Raw genomic sequence first — 19,503 nt, 5'->3', positions numbered from 1 at the left:
CTAGAAAATGAGTATAAAACATGACTACTGCATGGTGTTAAGCACAACCAGCAACGAAAAAAATCGAGATCAGATCATTAAAGGTTTGCTAGATGCACAATTAGCCGCGTGTATTCAAACAATGCCTATTGAAAGTCACTATGTGTGGAAAGGGGAGATTTGTACTGACAACGAATGGTTGCTGGTGATCAAAACTCGTCGAGAACTTTATGAATTGGTGGAAGAGAAAATAGAAAACCTGCACGAATACGAGGTCGCTCAAATCGTACAGGTTCCAATTGTTGATGGGTTTAACCCTTATTTAGAATGGTTGAGAGAATCGACGTTGAGCCGACATTAAGAATAACGACAACACTGCACCAACGGTATCGCACAACATATCTTTCTGGGCGTCCCATATGTCACCTTGCGAGCCCAGAAAGGCAATTCCCTCATCGCCACCAGCCAACTCCGCATACCACCATTCGATAATCTCATAGCCAGCAGCAAGTGACATGATAGCAAACAAAGCAAACCAGCAAGAGAACGCTTTGTTGAACCGTTTTTTGTTTATCAAGTATTCAGCGATCGGATATGCGTAAAGGCCAATTGAAAAGTGCGCAACGCGATCAAAATTATTTCGCTCTGAACCAATCATGTCGTTAAACCAGTCAAACGGCACTTCGGAGAACGTATATTTCGCACCGATAGTGTGCAAACAGAGCCAGATGAACATTAAAAAGTAAGCCGTATTACTGAACTGATAGCGAATCGAAATCGCCCAAATAGCAACAAGAATACCAATCGCCGGGATAATCTCCGCAAACCAAACTGCGCGTGAGTTAGGTTCCAACGCAGAAAATAAAAACACGATGGCATAAAAAATCGTTAATCCTAAGAGTGTCGAGGTGCTTTTCATAGAGTTACTTGATCCTTCAATTTATCTTACAGTGGGACTCCATAGATTGTGTTAATGATTGCACTTAATTGAACGCTGTGCAATTGATATTTTAATGGGTTTTTTGATCACTGAAAATGTTGATTTATTGGCAAGCTGCTCAACATTAAAACGTTTGCGCGTGCAGTTTTCATTAAAGTTTGATTTACAACATGCCCATCCATAGAATCCATGATTCAGTCTAATAAAAAAGAAGTAAAGCCATGAAACTGGAAACTGTCGATTATCTTGCTGACGATGCTGCTCAACAGTTCGTTACCTCTCTACGCGAAACGGGGTTCGGTGTGTTGAAAAACCACCCGATTCCACAAGAGCTTGTAGAGTCAATTTACAAAAACTGGCATGAGTTTTTCTGTTCAGATCAAAAGAATGATTTTCACTTTAACGTAGACACCCAAGATGGCTATTTCCCACCTTCAGTGTCTGAAGTGGCGAAAGGGCACAAAGTGAAAGACATCAAAGAGTACTTTCATGTTTACCCTTGGGGGCAGATCCCAGAGCAGCTTAAAGCTGAAATCTTAGAGTACTACGAGCGTGCCAATGCATTTGCTCAAGAGCTATTAGGTTGGGTTGAAGCGTACGCACCTAAGGACGTTCAAGAGAAGTTCTCTATCGCGTTGTCAGAAATGATCAATAACAGCGACAAAACATTACTACGCGTGCTTCACTACCCACCGATGACAGGCGAAGAAGAGCCCGGCGCTATTCGCGCTGCTGCGCATGAAGACATTAACCTGCTAACGGTTTTGCCTGCTGCCAATGAGCCTGGACTGCAAGTAAAGAGTAAAGAGGGTGATTGGATCGATGTACCATGTGACTTCGGAAACTTAATCATCAACATTGGTGATATGCTTCAAGAAGCGTCAGGTGGTTATTTCCCTTCAACGACTCACCGTGTAATCAACCCTACGGGTGGCCGTCAAGAAAAGTCACGTATCTCATTACCGTTGTTCCTGCATCCAAAGCCGGAAGTGGTGTTATCTGAGCGCTACACTGCACATAGCTACCTTATGGAACGTTTACGTGAGCTAGGGGTTATTTAACCTTTACGTGATCTCCTTACAAAGGCCGATGGTGAATGACTATCGGCCTTTTTGCATTTATGCTACAAAATGGAAACTATGTTTTTTGTGCCGAGAATGGGGCCCTAAACTCGTGTCAGAGAGGATGAATGGAAGGACAACGTACTGTCAGTAGTATTGAGCCTCATGCAATAGAAAATCCGCTGCTTTGGCCAATGCTAGAAATTCTGAGAAAACAGCCCTCTAATTGGAAAGTGCACACCTTGGCAAGCTCGTTGGGTGAACAAGGTTATATTTCAAAGCTGGACGACTCTCCCGATAAGGATTTATTCAAAAGAAATTTCCTGCTCATGAATGCATTATATCAACTGCAAGACACTCTGTATCCGGATAGTTGGCTTCAAGTCGAAGCCATGGATATTCAGCTCATGTCTTCGATGGAAGCTTTGAGGCATAAGATCGATATTCATGATCCTTTGCGTGAGTATTACTTAGATTGGCGCAATTACGAAGCGGACGAAGATGAAGTGCGTCGACTGTTGAATGAATTTTGGACAACTTATCAAAAGTTCATCGGTGGTTCGTCAGTAGCCAGCGTAGATAAGACAAAGGCACTGTCACTATTTGAACTTAACACTGACGCTACGCCTGCGGAAATTAGAAAACAATGGCGAAAACTCGCGCTTCGTTGGCATCCTGATCGAGAAAATGGCAATGCAGAAAGATTTAGAGTTCTTTGTGAAGCGTGGAATGTACTGAGAAACGAATGATTCGCTAAGAATAAAGATAAAGGAAGGCAGCTAACTATAACTGCCTTTTGATTGAACTGTCTCTGTCAGCGTATCAAAACTAGCATGATGACTTAAACTGAGATTTTCGCATGCGGTTGAGGGCAGCCATAACGTCTAGTGTGCGTGGTTTGGCTAAGTCGCCTTGCTTAGGAAGAGCGGCATGCCACTCACCAGACAGCATTTCTTCAATTTCCTTCGCTGGATGATTACACCAACCTGGAAGTTGAGCAATTTGGAACCATAACCAGCCAATTGTGTTGACTTCATCGGCTGACTCTATCTGTTCCAAAGCGCTAAGATCAGTAAACTCTTTACCAAATCGAAGTGACTCTTTGCCTTTCGCATTCACACGGAACTTGCCGTCAGTCAGAATATTCATCAACGCAACGCGGTTCAGTGCTCGAGGTGGGAAGGTCTGTAAACGTTCTTCTGACTCGTTATGGCGTTGAGTAGGGTGCTGAGCGATAACTTCTTTCGCTTTTTCAGTTACATCAACGGCTTGGTAGTCGTGCATTTGAATGACGGTATCGGCAACGTCTAAGTAGTCGCCCGATCCACCCATAACGATAATGGTAGAGATATCAAGATCATCTCGTAATTGACCAATGCGGTCGACGAGAGGAGTAATTGGTTCATCACCTTTTGCCACCAATGCCTGCATACGCTCATCTCTAATCATGAAGTTGGTAGCAGAAGTATCTTCATCAATCAATAATGTGCTTGCACCCGCTTCAATAGACTCTTGAAGCCAAGCGGCTTGCGACGTTGAGCCTGATGCGTCTTGAGTAGAAAAGTCCGCCGTATCTTTACCCATCGGTAAATGGTTGATGTAGTTCGACAGGTTCAAGTGGTGTACGCATCGGCCATCTTCGGCACGAATCTTCATAGCCTTGTTATCGGCAACAATGTATTCGCGACCATCTCCTGGAATATGATCGTAAATTGAACGCTCTATTGCATTTAATAAGGTAGATTTACCGTGGAAGCCGCCACCTACGATCAGTGTGATACCTTTTGGAATTCCTAATCCTGTGACATGACCCTTGTTTGGCGCATGTAAAGTGACTTGTAGAGATTCAGGGGCTTTAAACTCAACGGCTTCTTTCATAGGAAGGTCGCAATTACCTGCAATTCGAGGAAGAATACTGCCGTTTGCGACAAACGCGACTAAGTTATTGGCCTCCAACTGTTCTCGCAGGGCATCTTGGTCTTCAACAACTTGGCAGTGCTTAATTAAAGCGGCTTTGTCGAGTTCACGCTCTAAAGTTGCTCGACGGATAAACTTAGGCAGGTGGAAAGTCAGTATGTTGTTGGCTTTTTTCCCCAATACTGAACGACCTTCGGCTGGTAAGTTAACTCGAAAACGCAGTTCAATACCTTCTTCAGTAAACAACACCGCGGTGCTATCCAGTACAGTTTGGCCTGTCAGTGAAATTGATACTGAGTTTTCTTGTTTAGCAAACTGTTCAAAACTACGCGCAATAAAATCACGTGCACCTCTTTGAAATGCAGGAGACTCGTCTCTTAGCCACTCAAGACCAGTCAAAGACCATGCGCGAGTCGCACGAAAACGTGACGCCGATGCATAAGGGTCACCCTGTACATGATCGATAAAAAAAGTGAAATCAGTGAAGTCGTATTGACCTTTGATTTGCTGATAAGCTCGGTAGTTCTGCTTTTCAATTTTCTTAAGCGTGGCAGTCAACTGATCCATGAAGATATTGGCCTTTTAATAGAAGCGGGCGGCGATTATAGAAACCACCGCCCTCATAGTAAAGAGAATGCTTAGGAAGAGTAGGCGTATTGCCCGCCAGAAAGGCGCTGATTAAACAAACTTTGCTCAAATTCATTACAAGGCATAGGTTTACCATAAAGAAAACCTTGTCCGATATCACAGCCCTCACCAATGAGAAACTGTTCTTGTTGGGGAGATTCAATGCCTTCGATCACGACTTGGAGTTCCAGTTTTTTCGCAATGTGTATGATAGAGCAAATTATCGCGCGGTCATCGTCCGACTTTTCCATTTGCTGGACGAAGCTTTTATCAATTTTGATGGCATCAAATGGATATTTCTTTAAATAGCTGAACGAGGCATATCCTGTACCAAAATCGTCAAGTGACAATGTCACGCCTAGTTTGTGCAGTTTATTTAATGTAGTGCGTGCTACGACCTCATCGGCAATTAAGGCGCTTTCGGTCACCTCGAGCTCGAGAAAGTGTGCTGGCAAATGAAAAGACTCGAGTAGGTGTTGCACTTGTTCTGCAAAATTTACGTTTTGTAATTGAATGGGAGAAACGTTGACGGCCATTTTGAAGTTATCGATTAACTCAGACCATTGTTTTGCTTTGTCTATCGCGGTTCGAAGAACAAAAGAGCCAACTTCAAAGATAAGCCCGTTTTGTTCAGCCATATGTATTAATGCTTCGTTGGATACGTCGCCAAGTATTGGATGCCTCCAGCGTAATAACGCTTCTGCGCCAATCCACTTGTGGGTTTGAGGGTGTACTTTGGGTTGAAAGTAGAGCATTAGGTCGTCGTTTCTTACCGCTTGCAATAAGTAGCTTTCCAGTTGATTGTGGTTGTTGAGTTCATTTGAATGACTTTCACAGAAATAACTATACGCTTCGCCAGATTCTTTACACAAAAGCATGGCATAACATGCGTTCTGGAGTAGTTGTTTAGCATTGCTGGTTCGGTGAGCTTGTACAACACCAATGTAAGAGTTTAGGTGAACCTCTGTGTCTTTTACATAAAAACTTCCCATACCAATATCGGTAATATCATTCAGTAGCTGATGCAATTTTATATCGATGTCTGTGCCCCAAACGAGCAATACGAGATCATTGGAGCTAGGCCTCCCCGTAACAAAATGTCTGGACTCCCGCTTACCAAGACGATACCGAAACTCTTTCAATATTTCGTCGAAAGCTTCAAAGCCATAACGGGTTTGGATACTGCGTGCATTGCTAAAACCAATGTTTATTACGATTAATGATTGCTGACTGTGATCTAACGTTCTGAGTGTGTCACTGACTATATTTTCGAGTGCTGCTCGGTTTAGGAATCCAGTTCCTTGATCGTGTGTTTTTTGGTAGCTCACCTGCTTTTCAGCGGCTCTGCGACGATCAATCTCTTGCGTTAGGGAATAACTTAACTGCGCCAAATCTGTAGTGCGATTCTCAACTCTATTTTTGAGTTCGTTGTTAAGACGCTGAAGTTTGTGCTGCTGATGCACGATGGAAAGCTGCGCTTCGATTGAATCTTTAAAAGTCCCAAGCAATTGCCGGTAAGTGTCGCAGTATTCATTCTCCTTAAAATCAAGCATGCAAATAGTTCCAAACGTCTCTCCATTTGGCCAGAATAGCGGTAAGCCGCAATAAGAGATCATACCTAGTTTGATATCAGGGTTATTTTGCCACTCTTCATCTTCAAGCGCGTTTGGGACAATAAGTTCACTTTTGTGTTTTATGACATGCTCACAATACAAACCGTTGCCAAGCAACTCAGTATCGCCAGTACGATAAGGATTACCTATAGTTTCGCTGGATGTATTTACTTCTATGCGATCTGGATGGATACGCATAATTAATGTGGTGGGTACGTGCGTTATTTGAGCCAGTAAGTTGACGATTTCCTGCCAACTTCTTCGCATAGACTCAGGGATTTCGTAGTCTAATGTTTGCAATCTCCCCATATAGGTCATCCTTTACGTGGTTTCACTTCCTGTGAATTAAAAATGCAGACTGCTCTATTTTGTTCTCGCTTTTTAATTAAGTATAGGGTGGCTAGGGCTCGAAACAAAAAAAAGTCCTGAAAAGTGTTCAGGACTAGGAATAGTTGTCACATATCTCATCCTTGAAACAGATAACAAGCATCAAGGCTTAAGCGACATTAACGATTCAATAGAAATGTCTTGCGAATAGTCGACATATTCAAAGTTAAAGCCATTGATCTTCATAAACTCATCTTTAAAACCTTGGTAATCACCAATCTCTTTAAAGTTATCAGCATTCATTTGTTCTAAAAGAGCGTGGACTTCTTGTTGAACTTGCGGTTCAAGTTCCAAGTCATCTATTCGAATCAAGCGTTCACCGTCAACTGGCACTTTCTCTTGATCGTATAACTTCGTAGTAAACAGTCGCTGCATTTGTTCAATACAGCGTTCGTGAGTACCTTTTTCCTTCATCACTCGATAAAGCGCTAACAGGTAAGGACTTAGAGCAGGTATGAATACACTGGCTTTCGTCACCAACGCCTTACACACGGTTGCGTAAGCACCGCCGTCAAAGTTGGCGAGTTTGAGGTTTAATGAATGACTGGTTTGGTGTAAATCGATTTTCGCTCGACCTAACGTACCATCGAGATAAATTGGGTGCGTAATGTCAGGGCCCATGTAAGAAAAGGCGATGGTTTTGCAGCCGTTTGCGATAGAGTCGTTATTAATGAGTGTGTCAATCCAGCTTTCCCAGTCTTCGCCGCCCATTACTTTAATGGTGGCATTGGCTTCCTCTTCTGTTGCAGGCGTTAAGGTGGTTTCTGTCCACTTATCGTTCTCCAGCATGATAGAAGCGCCAGTGACAGGTTCACCAATAGGTTTAATGACACTGCGCCAAAACTCATCAGATTCAGGTTTAGGTCGAACACCGGTTGCCAAGCTATAGATGACTAAGTCAACTTCACCCTCAAAGTACGTTTCAATGGCTTCAATCACTTGATTGCGCACCGAACCAGAGAATGCATCACCAACAATATTTATTGCGGTACGCCCGGCTTGATTTGCTTCTTGCTTAAAAAAGACGTTGTTATACCAACCCGCACTCCCAACCCCTTTCTCTGAAGGGCCACGCTCAAATGAGACGCCAATGGTATCGGCGTTAGCGCCACCGAACGTTAAGGCGATTCGTGCCGCTAGGCCGAAACCAGAGGAGGCTCCAATAATCAAAACCCGTTTTGGGCCTTTTTTGATCTGTGGGGCGCGTTTTACGTATTCAATTTGCTCTTTAATAGATGCATGACACCCTTTGGGGTGCGCAGAGCGAGCAACAACACCTTGAATTAACGGTTCTATTCGCATGTTGTTATCTATCCTCGATGAGTGGAATTGAAAATAGATTAACGTAAAGTTACGTAAAACTTATTGAGCTAGACCATTAAAATTAGAGATGTTTAATTAATTCTTGAGCAACGAAATCAGCGATCCAAGGTTGTGCATCTGGTTTTGGGTGAAGGCCATCATCCATCATCCACTCTGGTTTGGTGACAACATGCTCTAAGAAGAATGGCATCAAGGCAACTTGTTGATGCTGTGCAAGCTTAGGGTAGATATCGTAAAACATATCGCTATAGCGCTTACCATAATTAGGTGGAACCCGAATTTGCATCATGACAACGTCCGCACCAGAATCTTTTATCATGGTAATCATTTTTGAAAGATTCGACGTAATAAGTTTAGGAGGGAAACCTCTCAGTCCATCGTTGGCACCTAACTCAATAAGTACCATGTCAGGGCTATGCTGAGTTAGCAACTGAGGTAACCGTGCTAAGCCATTGCCGGTTGTATCGCCAGAAATGCTGGCATTAATAACTGTTACATCTTGACCATGTTCTGACAACGCATCAGGGAGTAAGCTAGGCCAACTCTCTTCGATCGGCATCTGATAGCCTGCACTCAAGCTATCACCCAAGACAAGTAGCTTTTCGCTCGCATGTGCAGTAGCGGAAAAACAAAAAAATAGAACTAAGGAAAGTATACGAATCATGCAAACACCTGTACTTAATGCACCTATTGTTCAAGCCAATTTGGTTTCTAAACAAGTCTCTACTAATCAAGAACAATTAACAATCCTCAAAGACGTAAATGTTGACATCCGAAAAGGAGAAAAAATCGCCATCGTCGGAACTTCCGGTGCAGGTAAGTCAACATTGATGACGTTGCTAGCTGGTCTTGATACGCCGACATCAGGCGAAATTACTTTATTAGGTCATGAATTATCAAAACTGGACGATGAAGCACGCGCGAAAATTCGGGCTGACTCTTTAGGTTTTGTTTTCCAAAGTTTCCTGTTAATCCCGAGTTTGAGTGCATTACGTAATGTCACACTTCCTTGTCTTTTACGTGGTGAAGCCGAAGATGAAGCAAGAGCAGCGGAATTATTAGCTGCTGTTGGATTGGAAAAACGTGTCGACCATTTACCAAGCCAGTTATCTGGTGGTGAACAACAGCGAGTTGCGCTAGCGCGTGCATTTATGACACAGCCTGAGCTGTTGTTCGCAGACGAGCCTACCGGCAATCTTGACCATCAAACCGCAGACAAAGTGATTGAGCTGCTATTCGATCTTAATGAACAGCACGGGACAACTCTGATTTTAGTAACACACGATGGTCATCTAGCAAGCCGATGTGACCGTATCTATCGTATGGAGGCGGGTGAGCTTAAGGAGGAGATATAATGTCTGCAGTATCATCAAGTGAAGCAACATCCACAGAGCAAAACAGTACAACACAGCACTCGTCGAATAAAAGTTTGATACGCTGGAGTTTCGGCGAAATAAGGCAGGGGAATCTTTGGCCTATTAGCGTTGCTCTTATTCTCGTGATTGCGAGTATCTTTGCGCTTTCTGCATTAGCAGAACGAATGGAGCAGGTGATCGTCAAGCAGGGGAAGGACGCATTAACGGCAGATGCGGTGTTTGTGTCTGCTAATCCCATTCCGGACACGTTGTTAGCCTCGACTGAAAGCCTTGACCGTTCGACGATGACACGCTTTGCCACTATGGCATTTAGCGATAATGGTATGCAGCTTATTTCTGTAAGGGCGGTGGATGATAATTACCCTTTAATGGGAGAGCTCGTTCTTGAAAATAATCCAGCCGGTCGCGTTAAAGAGAACCAACTCTGGCTTGATGAGCGGATTATGACTCAACTAAGCGTAAAGTCAGGTGACAGCGTCACGATAGGCGATGCCGAGTTTACTGTATCAGGCGCAGTATTGATGGAACCAGGCTTGAGCTTTAATCCATTTCAACAAATGCCTTCTGCATACATTCATCAAAGTGACGTAGATAAAACAGGAGCAATTCAAGTTGGGAGCCGAGTTCAATACCGTCTGTTTTTACAAGCCGATGATAAAACACTAAATAGCTTACAAGATGATACGCAGCTTTCTCCGAGCGATCGCTGGCGCACGCAAGATACTGCCAGTCGTAGTAATGAGGTTTTTGAACGCACGACGCAGTATCTGTCGTTGACCGTAGCGATTGTCATCATTATGGCAGCGACAACATTGGTTCTTACTTGTCAAAATTACGTGAACAGCCGGACACAAACTATCGCGATGTTGAAAAGTCTTGGTGCGAGTCGCCGATGGATTGAAAAGTGGTTATTTATTCAAGTCACAATCCTTCTCATTAGTGCCAGTGTCGTCGGTCTATTGTTAGGGAGCGGGCTGGAATATTTATTACGCATTCCACTCAAAGACTTATTACCCGATCCACTCCCTGGTTACGGTGTCACACCATTTTTGGTGGCATTTATCTCAGCAGTCTTGATTACGGTGCCTGCTCTCGGTATACCATTGTTAGGCTTGATTAAAACTCCCGCGTTAGAAGTGCTACAGCAGGGTAAAGCGCAACGTTCTTGGAAGCGAATGTTACTTGTTCTAGTTCCCGTTGTTCCATTGCTTTTACTGTATGCAGATAACACCTTAGTTTGGATCGTGCTCACTGGTATAGCGGTACTGTTTGTGGTACTCGCAGCAGTTAGCGTCATACTCACAAAGCTGTTTGCACGTGTGTCAACCCATCCTGCAATGAAGCTTGCGTTGAGTCGTATCAACCGGACGCCAGTAACCAGCGGTCTACAGTTTGGTGCTTTGGCATTATCTTTGATGTTGCTGTCTATCATTTGGCTTGTGCGCAGCGATATTCTCGCTGATTGGGAGAGAACCTTACCTGCAGACGCGCCAAATGTGTTCGCTTTGAACATTGGTGATTATGAGCTCGATAACTACCTAGAAACCCTAGATAAAAACGGAGTTACGCGGTCACAAGCTTATCCAATAATTCGTGGACGACTAACAGAGATCAACGGTCAAAACGTCAAAGAGGTTGAGTACGAAGGAGAAGGTTCTGACGCGATACGTCGAGAGCTAAACCTGACATGGGGAGATAGCCTACCAGAATATAATGATGTGCTTTCGGGTGAATGGACAAACAAAGGGAGTGTATCTGTAGAAGCGGATGTAGCAAATGACTTAGGCATCAAACTCGGTGATACGCTGCGCTTTGTAATAAACAGTCAGAATTACGATGCAGTAGTAGATACCATCCGTTATGTCGAATGGCGTGACATGAAGCCTAACTTTTATTTTATTTTCTCATCTGACGTGATGGCTAATTTACCTGGTTCTTACCTCATCAGTTATAGGATTGAAGAAGGAAATGAAGCGTTGTTGACGTCAATGTCACGTGCTCACCCAACGGTCTCTGTTTTAGATATCCGAACTATGGGCGAGAAAATTCAGGCTTTGATTCAGCAAATCGTATCAGCAATCACCATCCTTGCTCTTTTAGGCGTTGTTGCTGGTCTGCTGCTCATCTTTACTCTACTGAGGTTAAGCTTGTCCCAACGTCAACAAGAGATTCGTTTGTATCGCACATTAGGTTCAAGTAAGAAACGGATCAACACAACCCTGTGGGCCGAGTACGGAATTATGGCGTTGATTGCTAGTGGTGTTGCGGTATTCGCTGCGGAAGTTTGTGTGGCCGCAGTCATGACATATGGGTTCGATCTCAATGCACAAATTCACCCCGAATTGTGGATAGCTTTACCGCTTGCAACATTTGTTACGTTGGCACTTGTAGTGATGAGTTTGTTGAAAAGATTGTTAACGCCAGTAAACACTTAATCGCAGCGAGTGTTATCAAGTTTGGAACACTCCATGACACTTTTATTTTAGTTATCCACAAAAACAGTGGATAACTTTTGGGATAACTAAATGGGGTAAAAAGTGGGGTGTTTCTGCAGGCTTTGCGCCATGGGTCTTACAGTGAAATTCTTATTCACATAGACACAAAAAAGTGTCTTCTTAACCATGTCGTCAAGTACTTTTTCGCAAATTTTTTCTACTTTAATGCACTTTACTGGCGCTGTTGGATATTTCGCAAACCCATGAACTTTTTGTGATTTTAATCAAGTCCAAACACGAGTAGAATCCACCGTTAGTAAAGAATTTTCCTTATAAAATTTTTAGTGAAGCAATGAAGTCTGAGTTTCCAAGTTATAAAGATAAGCATATCGCTGTTGTTGGTGGCGGTGTAGCAGGTGCAACAGCAGCAATTCATTTTGCGGAGCTGGGTTTTAAAGTTTCCGTAATAGAGAAGGGCGTATCACTAGTAAATGGTCCACCCATTTGTCATTTGCATGCTGGTGGTAATTTATATCGAGAGATTTCCGAGCAACAATGCTTAGACTTGTTAGCACAATCTATTGATACTGTTCGCCTGTATCCGCTTTCACTGAATATTCGTCCGACAATCATCGCGGTTCCTCATTCCGATGGTGGAGACCCATCCACACTAATTCCGCGATTAGAGGTTGTGAAAAGTGCTTATCAGACGCTCGTTGATAAAGATGAGAGTAATAAAGTGCTCGGCGAACCAAGCGAATACTACAAACTGTATTCAAAAGCGGAGCTAGAAGCTCTCGCGCAACGTACTCAACCAAGTCATCCTACAGACTTCGATGAGTGGTGCATTCCTTTTGCTCAACATGCTGATCTTGAAGCGCTAAAGTATCCTGTTGTCGCAGTTCAAGAATATGGTTGGAGTGTTTTTCGCCTCGCCGCAATTGCCAACTTAACACTAGATACGCTTCCTAATGCTTCGGTCTTCACACAAGCAACGTTTAAGCAAGCCGATTGGATGGGGGAACACTGGCAACTTGGCTATGAACGTGAAGGTATCGATTACCTGATGACATGCGACTACTTGGTTAACGCGTGTGGCTTTGAAACAGGCTCAATTGACAACACAGTTGGTGCCAAGCGAGACAGGTTGGTGGAGTTTAAAGCCGCTTACGTTACGAGGTGGGCAGACTGTCAACAACAATGGCCAGAAGTTATTTTTCATGGCCCGCGTGGAACCGATAAAGGAATGGCTCAATTGACGCCTTATGGCGATGGTTACTTTCAACTTCATGGTATGACAAAAGGAATCACGCTGTTTGAAGATGGTTTAGTGGAGAGCACGAACTCATCTGCTCAACCTGAACTGCCTATGCCTTTACTCTCGAAGATCCGTAACGGCTGGAGAGAAGAAGTGTTAGAAGAGCGAACGAACAACGCCATCAAACACATGGCACAGTTCATTCCCGACTATCACTCTGCTGTAAAAGGAGGAAAAGCATTATTTGGCGCTCAGCAAATTCCCGGAACAGATCCAGTACTCAGAGCGGCAGATGTGACTTTTGAAGATAACCACTACGCGAGAATAGAGGTGGTAAAAGCGTCATCGACACTACTCGCAGCGCAAAAAATGCTTCAATTCTGGTTTGACATCGATCCTAACCAAAATGTGGAAACACAGCATCCGGTCGCTGTAAAGTGGTCTGAACAAGAGGTCGAGCAGTACGCGATTAAACTCACTCAAGAGCGAGGCTATCCACAAGCTTTAGCAGTGCGTTATGGTATGCCTGCATAATCGGCTGTGTTTGGGCTCAGTGGTTGTATTAATACCCAAAAAACCGAGCCCATTGACACCATACTTCTTGCAAGCCTAGTCTATCTCCTTTCACAAAATAGACTTTTTGTCCGGGCTTCGCCTGTGCCAGTCTAGGTAAGTCAATACGGGCTACGCAGCCAAATTTAGGATACCCGCCAATAGTCTGGTGATCGTTGAGCAGCACAATGGGGTTACCATCGCTAGGTATTTGAATTGAACCTAACGCAATTCCCTCTGATAGTACGCCTTCGTAAGGTGGACGAATGTTATTGCCCTCAAGACGGTAGCCCATGCGATTCGAATTTGGGGAGATGATGAATGCTTTGTTATAAAATGCTTGGCGAGCGTCTTCATCAAAGTCCTCGTTCTGATAGCCTTCAATCACTCTCAGCTTAATGGGTAAGTTGTAATCTGGCTTAAAGCGAAACGTCATTTGCCTTGGTTTACGTTTCGGTAAGTTATGAGGGACAAAGGGAAGAATATCACCAGCTTTCAAAGCGCCACCATTTGAATCATAACCACCTAGAGATTCTCGCAAGACGGCCGATGCGCTTCCTAAGTGCTGAGCAACATTAAATCCACCTTTAACCGCTAGGTAGGAGCGAAGTCCATTCCTTGCGACTCCGAACTGAAGCTTCTGTCCTTTTTTCAACGTAAAGTCAGACCAATTTGAAATAGGTTCACCATCTATTTTTGCATTTAAATCACCGCCACATATAGCAAGGTGGCAGTTATGCAATGCAATAAAACAAGCGTTACCCAGAGTAATTTCAATCGCAACGCAATTGACTACGTTACCAAGCAAATGGTTGGCCCAACTGTAAGCATAGTCGTCGACCGGGCCACCTTGAGTCACACCGACATGCGCTAAGCCAAAACGACCAAAGTCTTGAACTAAAGAGAGCGGTCCTGGCTTTTCCACCAGTAATCCACCGTAACTCATAGTACGCCTCCTAAATCGATAAACTCTTGTTTTGAAACAGCATTAAAGGTGACCTTGTCACCCACTTCAAACGGTATAAAAGGAGGAGAGTCGGAGAAGAGCGCAAGCGGGCTTTTACCAATAATGTTCCATCCGCCAGGACTATCTGATGGATAGACGGCCGTTTTAGAGTCTGCGATTCCGACACTTCCGGCCGGCACTTGTGTTCTTGGTGTGGCAAGCCTTGGCATGTGCAATTGAGTATCAACGTCAGAGAGAAATGCAAAGCCTGGAGCAAAGCCAATTGCAGAAACCGCGTACTCGGTTTTCGTATGCAAGGTAATAAGATCGTCTAATGACAGACCTCGCTTTTGAAAACGAGATAGATCTAACGCGGTTTCTTCAGAGTAATATACAGGGATAGTAATGTGATTCGGCTGGGAAAGCTTAAGTGATTGAGTATCAAACTGGCTCACGATTTGTTGCAACTCATTGACTAAGTTCTTTTCGTTGATTCGAAAAGGTAAGTAATCTATGAGAATAGTTTGATAGGAGGGGACAACGTTCATAACAATTGAAGCGAAAGTTTCTCTTATGCTGCGAGCAAGCTCTCCGACTGCATTTTCAGAAATACTCTCATCAAACTTAATGAAAATACTGCACTCGGAGATTAAAGAGATATTAAATTTCTCTTTATGCATTAATTTCCTCCAGAGTATAGGCTTTGGCGGATCTTTTGGATCAGCGCGATCGACTCTTCATTGTCACCATGAACACAAATTGTGTCGGCTTCCAATAATATGTAACCGCCTGAAGCGGTTTTGACACGCCCAGAGTCAGCTAAGGTCCGGACTTGCTCAAGTATCGCGTGCTCGCTTTTTAACACGGCATTGGGCTGTGTTCTAGGAGTCAGTAAGCCGTCATTTTGGTATAAACGATCTGCAAATGCTTCAAATAGCAAGGGAACATCATAATCGTCTGCGATTTCTAAGTATTTTTCGTTTTCCTGTGAAGCTAGGATCATTAACGGTACTTTGAACAGTGCTGCCGCCTTTACTACCGCTCTAAATATCGCATCACTTTTCATCATGTCGTTGTATAGAGCGCCATGAGGTTTTATGTAACTGATGTCTGTGTATTGCGCCCGGCATAATGCTTGTAAAGCACCAACCTGATATATAACCATGTTCGTAATTTCATCACCCGTCATGCTTATGCTTCGTCTGCCAAAGCCTTGTAGGTCGGCGTAACCTGGGTGTGCGCCAATATCAACATCGTTGTCATTCGCTAGGGTGATGGTGTCGTGCATGACATTAGGGTCGGAGGCATGAAAACCACACGCGATGTTCGCCATATCAACATGGGGCATCACGTCTTCATCTGCGCCCATACTCCAAGAGCCAAAGCTCTCGCCCATATCACAGTTCAATGTAAGTTGCTGTTTATTCAATGTCATACGTTTTATTTCTACACAAGCAATGGGTTTACGATGCAGGAAAATGCATCTAGGTTCAGTGACTCACTTCATTCTTCTATCATGAAAACGAGGCTTTTTGAGCAGATAGGTGACGAAAAAGATCACGTTAGTCCATAAAGATGTTGCCGTTATTTGAGTTGATCCGAATTTTAAGGTATTTCGTTTCTTTTCCATCCAATTTTTGAGAATTTAAGGTTATTTTGCATTAGCATCGTGTTAATCTTGTCGCCCTTCATGGGTGATAGATTGCATAATGGTTCTTCTGTCATTTTTGTGGTTGTCTGCGACAGGAATATATATGTCATTACGAGCGAAGCTTATTTGGCCTCTTCTGGTCTTTTTAACGGCTATCTTTGTTATCTCAAAAGGTTACACCTCGTATACTGTATACCAATCGTCTAAGCATGAACTGGTCGAGCAGACAAGAAAGTTGATTAACAACGTTTCTTTCTCAATTAAAGATGCGCTGACGACAAAGGACAAGCAAAAAGCTCAAACTATTCTCGCCAACTTTTTAAACCAGCCAAATGTAACGCGGGTCAAACTTTATGACCAAGATGACCAACCATTCGCTGTTATGGAGATAAGTGGGGCACTAGCACCCGTTCCCAGTCAAACCGAAAGAAGTAGGTTGCACGCTCTAGGCTATGCCTTATCAACCAAATTTCTTTATGTTCTAGAGCCGATTATCCATGATGGCTATGTCATTGGTAGCATTAGAGTCACGCTTTCTCATCGTCCAATCGTAGAAGCCATGCAATCTTTACTTCAAGATAGCGCTTTACTTCTTCTGTTTCTGATCGCTGGTGGCACTGTTTTTTACATAAGTATCGAGAGGCTTGTTCTCAAGCCCGTTATGGAGCTTAGCCGCGTAATAGAGAATGTGACACACGGACGAAGCACGGAAAATCAAGCACGCTATTACGCCAACGATGAAATTGGAGAGCTCGCGAGATCTTTCAATCAAATGATGAATAGGTTAACAGTACGTGAGAAGCAGCGGCAACATTCGCTAGACACACTAGAACAAAAGCGCGCATTTTCAGAAGAGGTTATCGAATCTGTTCAGCATGCATTAGTTATTACAGACAATTCCGGACGTGTTATTCATTGTAATACGGCGACCCAGCAAATATTTCAAAAAAAATTAGATGAACTTAAATACGCCAATATTCGTGATCTAATTAAAACCAAAACACCGAATGAGCTGAGTCAGATCCTGAGTCGAGGCCTAGAGTGCGATGATATTCACCTCAAAAATGCAGATAACGAACAGCAGTTGAGCCTAACCAGTCGTCGCCTCTCGACACATGAATACTTACTGTTTTCGATTCAAGATATCACCGAAATTGAAGAAGCCATAAACCGGCAACGTGTTGCGGGACGTGTTTTTGAAAGCAGCCAAGATGGTCTCATTGTTCTTAATCATCGCGGTGTCATTACGATGGCAAACCCTGCCGTCACTAAGTTAGTCGGCTTAGAGGTGGATCAGCTTATTGGGAAGTCATTCATCCAAACGCTAAAGTGGCGCAAGTTACAGGAAATGATGCCTAGTATCATCGAGTCGATAGAAAATTATGGCGTTTGGCAAGGTGAAGTTATCGAGAAGAACCATATTGGTCAGTTTGTACCGATGTTTGCTCGAGTCAATCGTATCGTTAAGTGTGAAGACTATGGTTTCTATGATCTGGTTATTGTTCTTACCGACCTTTCCGGCGCAAAAGAGATGGAACGATTAGAGCATTTAGCTCATCACGATGCTTTAACGGGGTTAGCCAATCGATCTAAGTTCCATTTAGAGTTGGAACAACTAGTACAACGCTCTGGATACTTGCGTGACGAATTTGCAGTTTTGTACCTCGATCTGGATGGATTTAAAGAAGTTAACGATACCTACGGTCATGATGCAGGTGATGAAGTTTTGAAAAAAGTTTCCGAGCGTCTAACATCTGCGACGAGACATAGTGATTTAATCGCAAGACTTTCTGGTGATGAATTTGTCATGTTGGTAAATCCCGCCAATCAAAAAGTGGTCACCCGAATAGCAGAACAGTTGCTCGAGAGCATATGTGCTCCAATTGAGTACAAAGGTCACTTACTCAAAGTTGGCGTTAGTATCGGCGTAAAATTAGTCGGCGTAAATGAGCGCGATGCTACTCGAGTTTTAAAAAGTGCGGATACGGCAATGTATCAAGCAAAGAAAGCCGGAAAAGGCCAAGCAATATTAATGGGATGCGAATTACAAGAGACAGTTTAAATCGTAACGTCAAAGCTTTAAACTAACCCAATTCGCGTCAGAAGGAATAATAAAATGAAAGTACTCGTTACGGGTGGTATGGGCTATATCGGTAGTCATACGTGTATTCAAATGATCGAAGCTGGCATGACGCCAGTGATTCTAGACAACCTGTACAACAGTAAATCTACGGTATTAGATCGAATTGAAAAGGTATGTGGTGTAAAGCCAACCTTCATTAAAGCCGATATCAGAGATAAATTGGCGATGGTAGAAGCACTAAAGTCGCACAATATTGAAGCTGTTATCCATTTTGCAGGTTTAAAGGCCGTCGGTGAGTCTGTAGCAAAACCTTTAGAGTATTACGACAACAACGTTAATGGCACTTTAGTATTGGTTGATGCAATGCGTGAAGCCGGAGTTAAATCGTTGGTATTTAGTTCATCAGCGACTGTATATGGTGATCCTGCATCTGTACCCATCACAGAGGACTTTCCAACTAGCGCAACTAACCCATATGGGCGCAGCAAATTAATGGTAGAAGAGTGTTTAACCGACTTCCAAAATGCGAACCCTGACTGGAGCATTACACTTCTTCGTTACTTTAACCCGGTAGGTTCACATCCAACAGGCGAGCTAGGTGAAGATCCTCAAGGTATTCCAAACAACTTAATGCCGTTTGTTTCTCAAGTTGCGGTAGGGCGCAGAGAGTTCCTTTCTGTGTTTGGTAGTGATTATCCGACCAAAGATGGCACAGGCGTACGTGATTATATTCATGTAATGGACTTATCCGATGGTCACGTTGCTGCATTAGAAAAAGTAGGTAGCAAAGCTGGCCTTCATATCTATAACCTCGGTACTGGTAACGGCTACAGTGTACTGGACATGGTGAAAGCATTTGAAGCCGCAAGTGGTAAAGATGTCCCATACCAACTTGTTGAGCGTCGTCCAGGTGATATTGCAGAGTGTTGGGCGGATCCATCAAAAGCGATGAATGAGTTAGGTTGGAAAGCAACTCGCACTCTAGAAGAAATGACTGGCGATACATGGCGCTGGCAGTCTACTAACCCTCAAGGTTATCCAGATGCCTAATCTTTAATTTACATAATAGTAACAAAAAGGCGCATAATTGCGTCTTTTTTGATCCAAATCGGAAAAAATCGTAAATTACTGGTTAAAAGGTAGCAAGTATATATAGAGCTGTTAAACTATGCCCGACTCTTAATTTGGGTTATAAATTTTCTCATAGCTATTGGGGTAGTTCATGGAACTCGGTCTGATCATCACTTTCATCATTGCAGCAGCAGTAATGGTGAAAAAAGAGATGGCAAAACAGTAAACTTTCATTTTTCATACTTTTCTTTACATTTTTGAAATGAAAGCCATAAAAAAAGCCA

Annotated in this window: 16 protein-coding genes; 8 read left to right on the top strand and 8 right to left on the bottom strand. The window is 43.4% G+C overall.

Translation table 11 applies throughout. The annotated features are described in order from the left end of the window. Positions 1-7 precede the first annotated feature (7 nt). Complete coding sequence (gene cutA / locus R7P67_RS04570) at positions 8-340, top strand: divalent-cation tolerance protein CutA (protein WP_031780471.1); 333 nt, start codon at positions 8-10, stop codon at positions 338-340. Here the strand turns inward: cutA and R7P67_RS04565 are convergent. Next, positions 302-898 (bottom strand): DUF2238 domain-containing protein, encoded by a 597-nt coding sequence (locus tag R7P67_RS04565; RefSeq protein ID WP_005376330.1) that lies wholly within the window; start codon positions 896-898, stop codon positions 302-304. The two genes, cutA and R7P67_RS04565, sit on opposite strands and share 39 nt — an antisense overlap. 242 nt (positions 899-1,140) lie before the next feature. Between R7P67_RS04565 and R7P67_RS04560 the strand changes: the two genes are divergently transcribed. Both R7P67_RS04560 and R7P67_RS04555 read left to right on the top strand, forming a co-directional pair. Beyond that, positions 1,141-1,980, top strand: a complete 840-nt coding sequence (locus R7P67_RS04560) for an isopenicillin N synthase family dioxygenase (protein WP_005376329.1) — start codon at positions 1,141-1,143, stop codon at positions 1,978-1,980. A 128-nt stretch (positions 1,981-2,108) separates the two neighbouring features. Then, positions 2,109-2,729, top strand: coding sequence for a DNA-J related domain-containing protein (locus R7P67_RS04555; protein WP_225495924.1), 621 nt, complete (start codon positions 2,109-2,111; stop codon positions 2,727-2,729). 79 nt (positions 2,730-2,808) lie between these two features. Here R7P67_RS04555 and R7P67_RS04550 read toward each other — a convergent pair whose 3' ends face one another. From R7P67_RS04550 to tesA, 4 genes are all read right to left on the bottom strand, one after another. Continuing rightward, complete coding sequence (locus R7P67_RS04550; protein ID WP_213877328.1) at positions 2,809-4,464, bottom strand: ABC-ATPase domain-containing protein; 1,656 nt, start codon at positions 4,462-4,464, stop codon at positions 2,809-2,811. Positions 4,465-4,535: 71 nt separating this feature from the next. Next, positions 4,536-6,446 carry an EAL domain-containing protein gene (locus R7P67_RS04545; RefSeq protein ID WP_213866348.1) on the bottom strand — a complete coding sequence of 637 codons (1,911 nt, stop codon included), beginning with the start codon at positions 6,444-6,446 and terminating at the stop codon, positions 4,536-4,538. A 180-nt stretch (positions 6,447-6,626) separates the two neighbouring features. Beyond that, complete coding sequence (fabV, locus tag R7P67_RS04540; RefSeq protein WP_213867709.1) at positions 6,627-7,826, bottom strand: enoyl-ACP reductase FabV; 1,200 nt, start codon at positions 7,824-7,826, stop codon at positions 6,627-6,629. Positions 7,827-7,908: 82 nt separating this feature from the next. Further along, on the bottom strand, positions 7,909-8,511 hold the full coding sequence (gene tesA, locus R7P67_RS04535; protein ID WP_005376324.1) for a multifunctional acyl-CoA thioesterase I/protease I/lysophospholipase L1: 603 nt from the start codon (positions 8,509-8,511) through the stop codon (positions 7,909-7,911). On the opposite strand from tesA, the gene R7P67_RS04530 reads away from it, so the two are divergent. The 3 genes from R7P67_RS04530 to R7P67_RS04520 all read left to right on the top strand — a co-directional run bounded on the left by R7P67_RS04530 (position 8,510) and on the right by R7P67_RS04520 (position 13,450). Continuing rightward, positions 8,510-9,202 (top strand): ABC transporter ATP-binding protein, encoded by a 693-nt coding sequence (locus tag R7P67_RS04530; protein ID WP_005376323.1) that lies wholly within the window; start codon positions 8,510-8,512, stop codon positions 9,200-9,202. The genes tesA and R7P67_RS04530 overlap by 2 nt on opposite strands. Next, positions 9,202-11,658: an ABC transporter permease gene (locus tag R7P67_RS04525; RefSeq protein WP_239945306.1), complete on the top strand. Its 2,457-nt coding sequence runs from the start codon at positions 9,202-9,204 to the stop codon at positions 11,656-11,658. Before R7P67_RS04530 ends, R7P67_RS04525 begins: the two co-directional genes overlap by 1 nt. A 352-nt stretch (positions 11,659-12,010) precedes the next feature. After that, a complete protein-coding gene (locus R7P67_RS04520; protein WP_170893223.1) occupies positions 12,011-13,450 on the top strand; it encodes an FAD-dependent oxidoreductase in 1,440 nt (479 codons plus the stop codon). A 28-nt stretch (positions 13,451-13,478) separates the two neighbouring features. On the opposite strand, the gene R7P67_RS04515 is transcribed toward R7P67_RS04520, so the two are convergent. From R7P67_RS04515 to R7P67_RS04505, 3 genes are read right to left on the bottom strand one after another with little or no spacing between them, the layout of a single operon-like run. Next, positions 13,479-14,414, bottom strand: coding sequence for a biotin-dependent carboxyltransferase family protein (locus R7P67_RS04515; RefSeq protein ID WP_262653636.1), 936 nt, complete (start codon positions 14,412-14,414; stop codon positions 13,479-13,481). Then, positions 14,411-15,094 (bottom strand): 5-oxoprolinase subunit B family protein, encoded by a 684-nt coding sequence (locus R7P67_RS04510; protein ID WP_239945309.1) that lies wholly within the window; start codon positions 15,092-15,094, stop codon positions 14,411-14,413. Before R7P67_RS04510 ends, R7P67_RS04515 begins: the two co-directional genes overlap by 4 nt. Continuing rightward, positions 15,094-15,849, bottom strand: a complete 756-nt coding sequence (locus tag R7P67_RS04505; RefSeq protein WP_262653639.1) for a 5-oxoprolinase subunit PxpA — start codon at positions 15,847-15,849, stop codon at positions 15,094-15,096. Before R7P67_RS04505 ends, R7P67_RS04510 begins: the two co-directional genes overlap by 1 nt. 319 nt (positions 15,850-16,168) lie before the next feature. Here R7P67_RS04505 and R7P67_RS04500 point away from each other — a divergent pair, with 319 nt between their 5' ends. Beyond that, complete coding sequence (locus tag R7P67_RS04500) at positions 16,169-18,127, top strand: diguanylate cyclase domain-containing protein (RefSeq protein WP_137282639.1); 1,959 nt, start codon at positions 16,169-16,171, stop codon at positions 18,125-18,127. A gap of 54 nt (positions 18,128-18,181) precedes the next feature. Then, the gene (gene galE / locus R7P67_RS04495; RefSeq protein ID WP_005376309.1) at positions 18,182-19,198 is read left to right on the top strand and encodes a UDP-glucose 4-epimerase GalE; all 1,017 of its coding nucleotides are present in this window, start codon (positions 18,182-18,184) and stop codon (positions 19,196-19,198) included. Positions 19,199-19,503 lie beyond the last annotated feature (305 nt).

The sequence above is a fragment of the Vibrio sp. Vb0937 genome, assembly GCF_033338855.1.
This window is presented reverse-complemented; position numbering and strand designations above follow the sequence as displayed.

Excerpts from the sequence above, each read along its gene's own strand:
- cutA (WP_031780471.1), top strand. The coding sequence starts at position 8 with ATGAGTATAAAACATGACTACTGCATGGTGTTAAGCACAACCAGCAAC.
- R7P67_RS04565 (WP_005376330.1), bottom strand. The coding sequence starts at position 898 with ATGAAAAGCACCTCGACACTCTTAGGATTAACGATTTTTTATGCCATC.
- R7P67_RS04560 (WP_005376329.1), top strand. The coding sequence starts at position 1,141 with ATGAAACTGGAAACTGTCGATTATCTTGCTGACGATGCTGCTCAACAG.
- R7P67_RS04555 (WP_225495924.1), top strand. The coding sequence starts at position 2,109 with ATGGAAGGACAACGTACTGTCAGTAGTATTGAGCCTCATGCAATAGAA.
- R7P67_RS04550 (WP_213877328.1), bottom strand. The coding sequence starts at position 4,464 with ATGGATCAGTTGACTGCCACGCTTAAGAAAATTGAAAAGCAGAACTAC.
- R7P67_RS04545 (WP_213866348.1), bottom strand. The coding sequence starts at position 6,446 with ATGGGGAGATTGCAAACATTAGACTACGAAATCCCTGAGTCTATGCGA.
- fabV (WP_213867709.1), bottom strand. The coding sequence starts at position 7,826 with ATGCGAATAGAACCGTTAATTCAAGGTGTTGTTGCTCGCTCTGCGCAC.
- R7P67_RS04530 (WP_005376323.1), top strand. The coding sequence starts at position 8,510 with ATGCAAACACCTGTACTTAATGCACCTATTGTTCAAGCCAATTTGGTT.
- tesA (WP_005376324.1), bottom strand. The coding sequence starts at position 8,511 with ATGATTCGTATACTTTCCTTAGTTCTATTTTTTTGTTTTTCCGCTACT.
- R7P67_RS04525 (WP_239945306.1), top strand. The coding sequence starts at position 9,202 with ATGTCTGCAGTATCATCAAGTGAAGCAACATCCACAGAGCAAAACAGT.
- R7P67_RS04520 (WP_170893223.1), top strand. The coding sequence starts at position 12,011 with ATGAAGTCTGAGTTTCCAAGTTATAAAGATAAGCATATCGCTGTTGTT.
- R7P67_RS04515 (WP_262653636.1), bottom strand. The coding sequence starts at position 14,414 with ATGAGTTACGGTGGATTACTGGTGGAAAAGCCAGGACCGCTCTCTTTA.
- R7P67_RS04510 (WP_239945309.1), bottom strand. The coding sequence starts at position 15,094 with ATGCATAAAGAGAAATTTAATATCTCTTTAATCTCCGAGTGCAGTATT.
- R7P67_RS04505 (WP_262653639.1), bottom strand. The coding sequence starts at position 15,849 with ATGACATTGAATAAACAGCAACTTACATTGAACTGTGATATGGGCGAG.
- R7P67_RS04500 (WP_137282639.1), top strand. The coding sequence starts at position 16,169 with ATGTCATTACGAGCGAAGCTTATTTGGCCTCTTCTGGTCTTTTTAACG.
- galE (WP_005376309.1), top strand. The coding sequence starts at position 18,182 with ATGAAAGTACTCGTTACGGGTGGTATGGGCTATATCGGTAGTCATACG.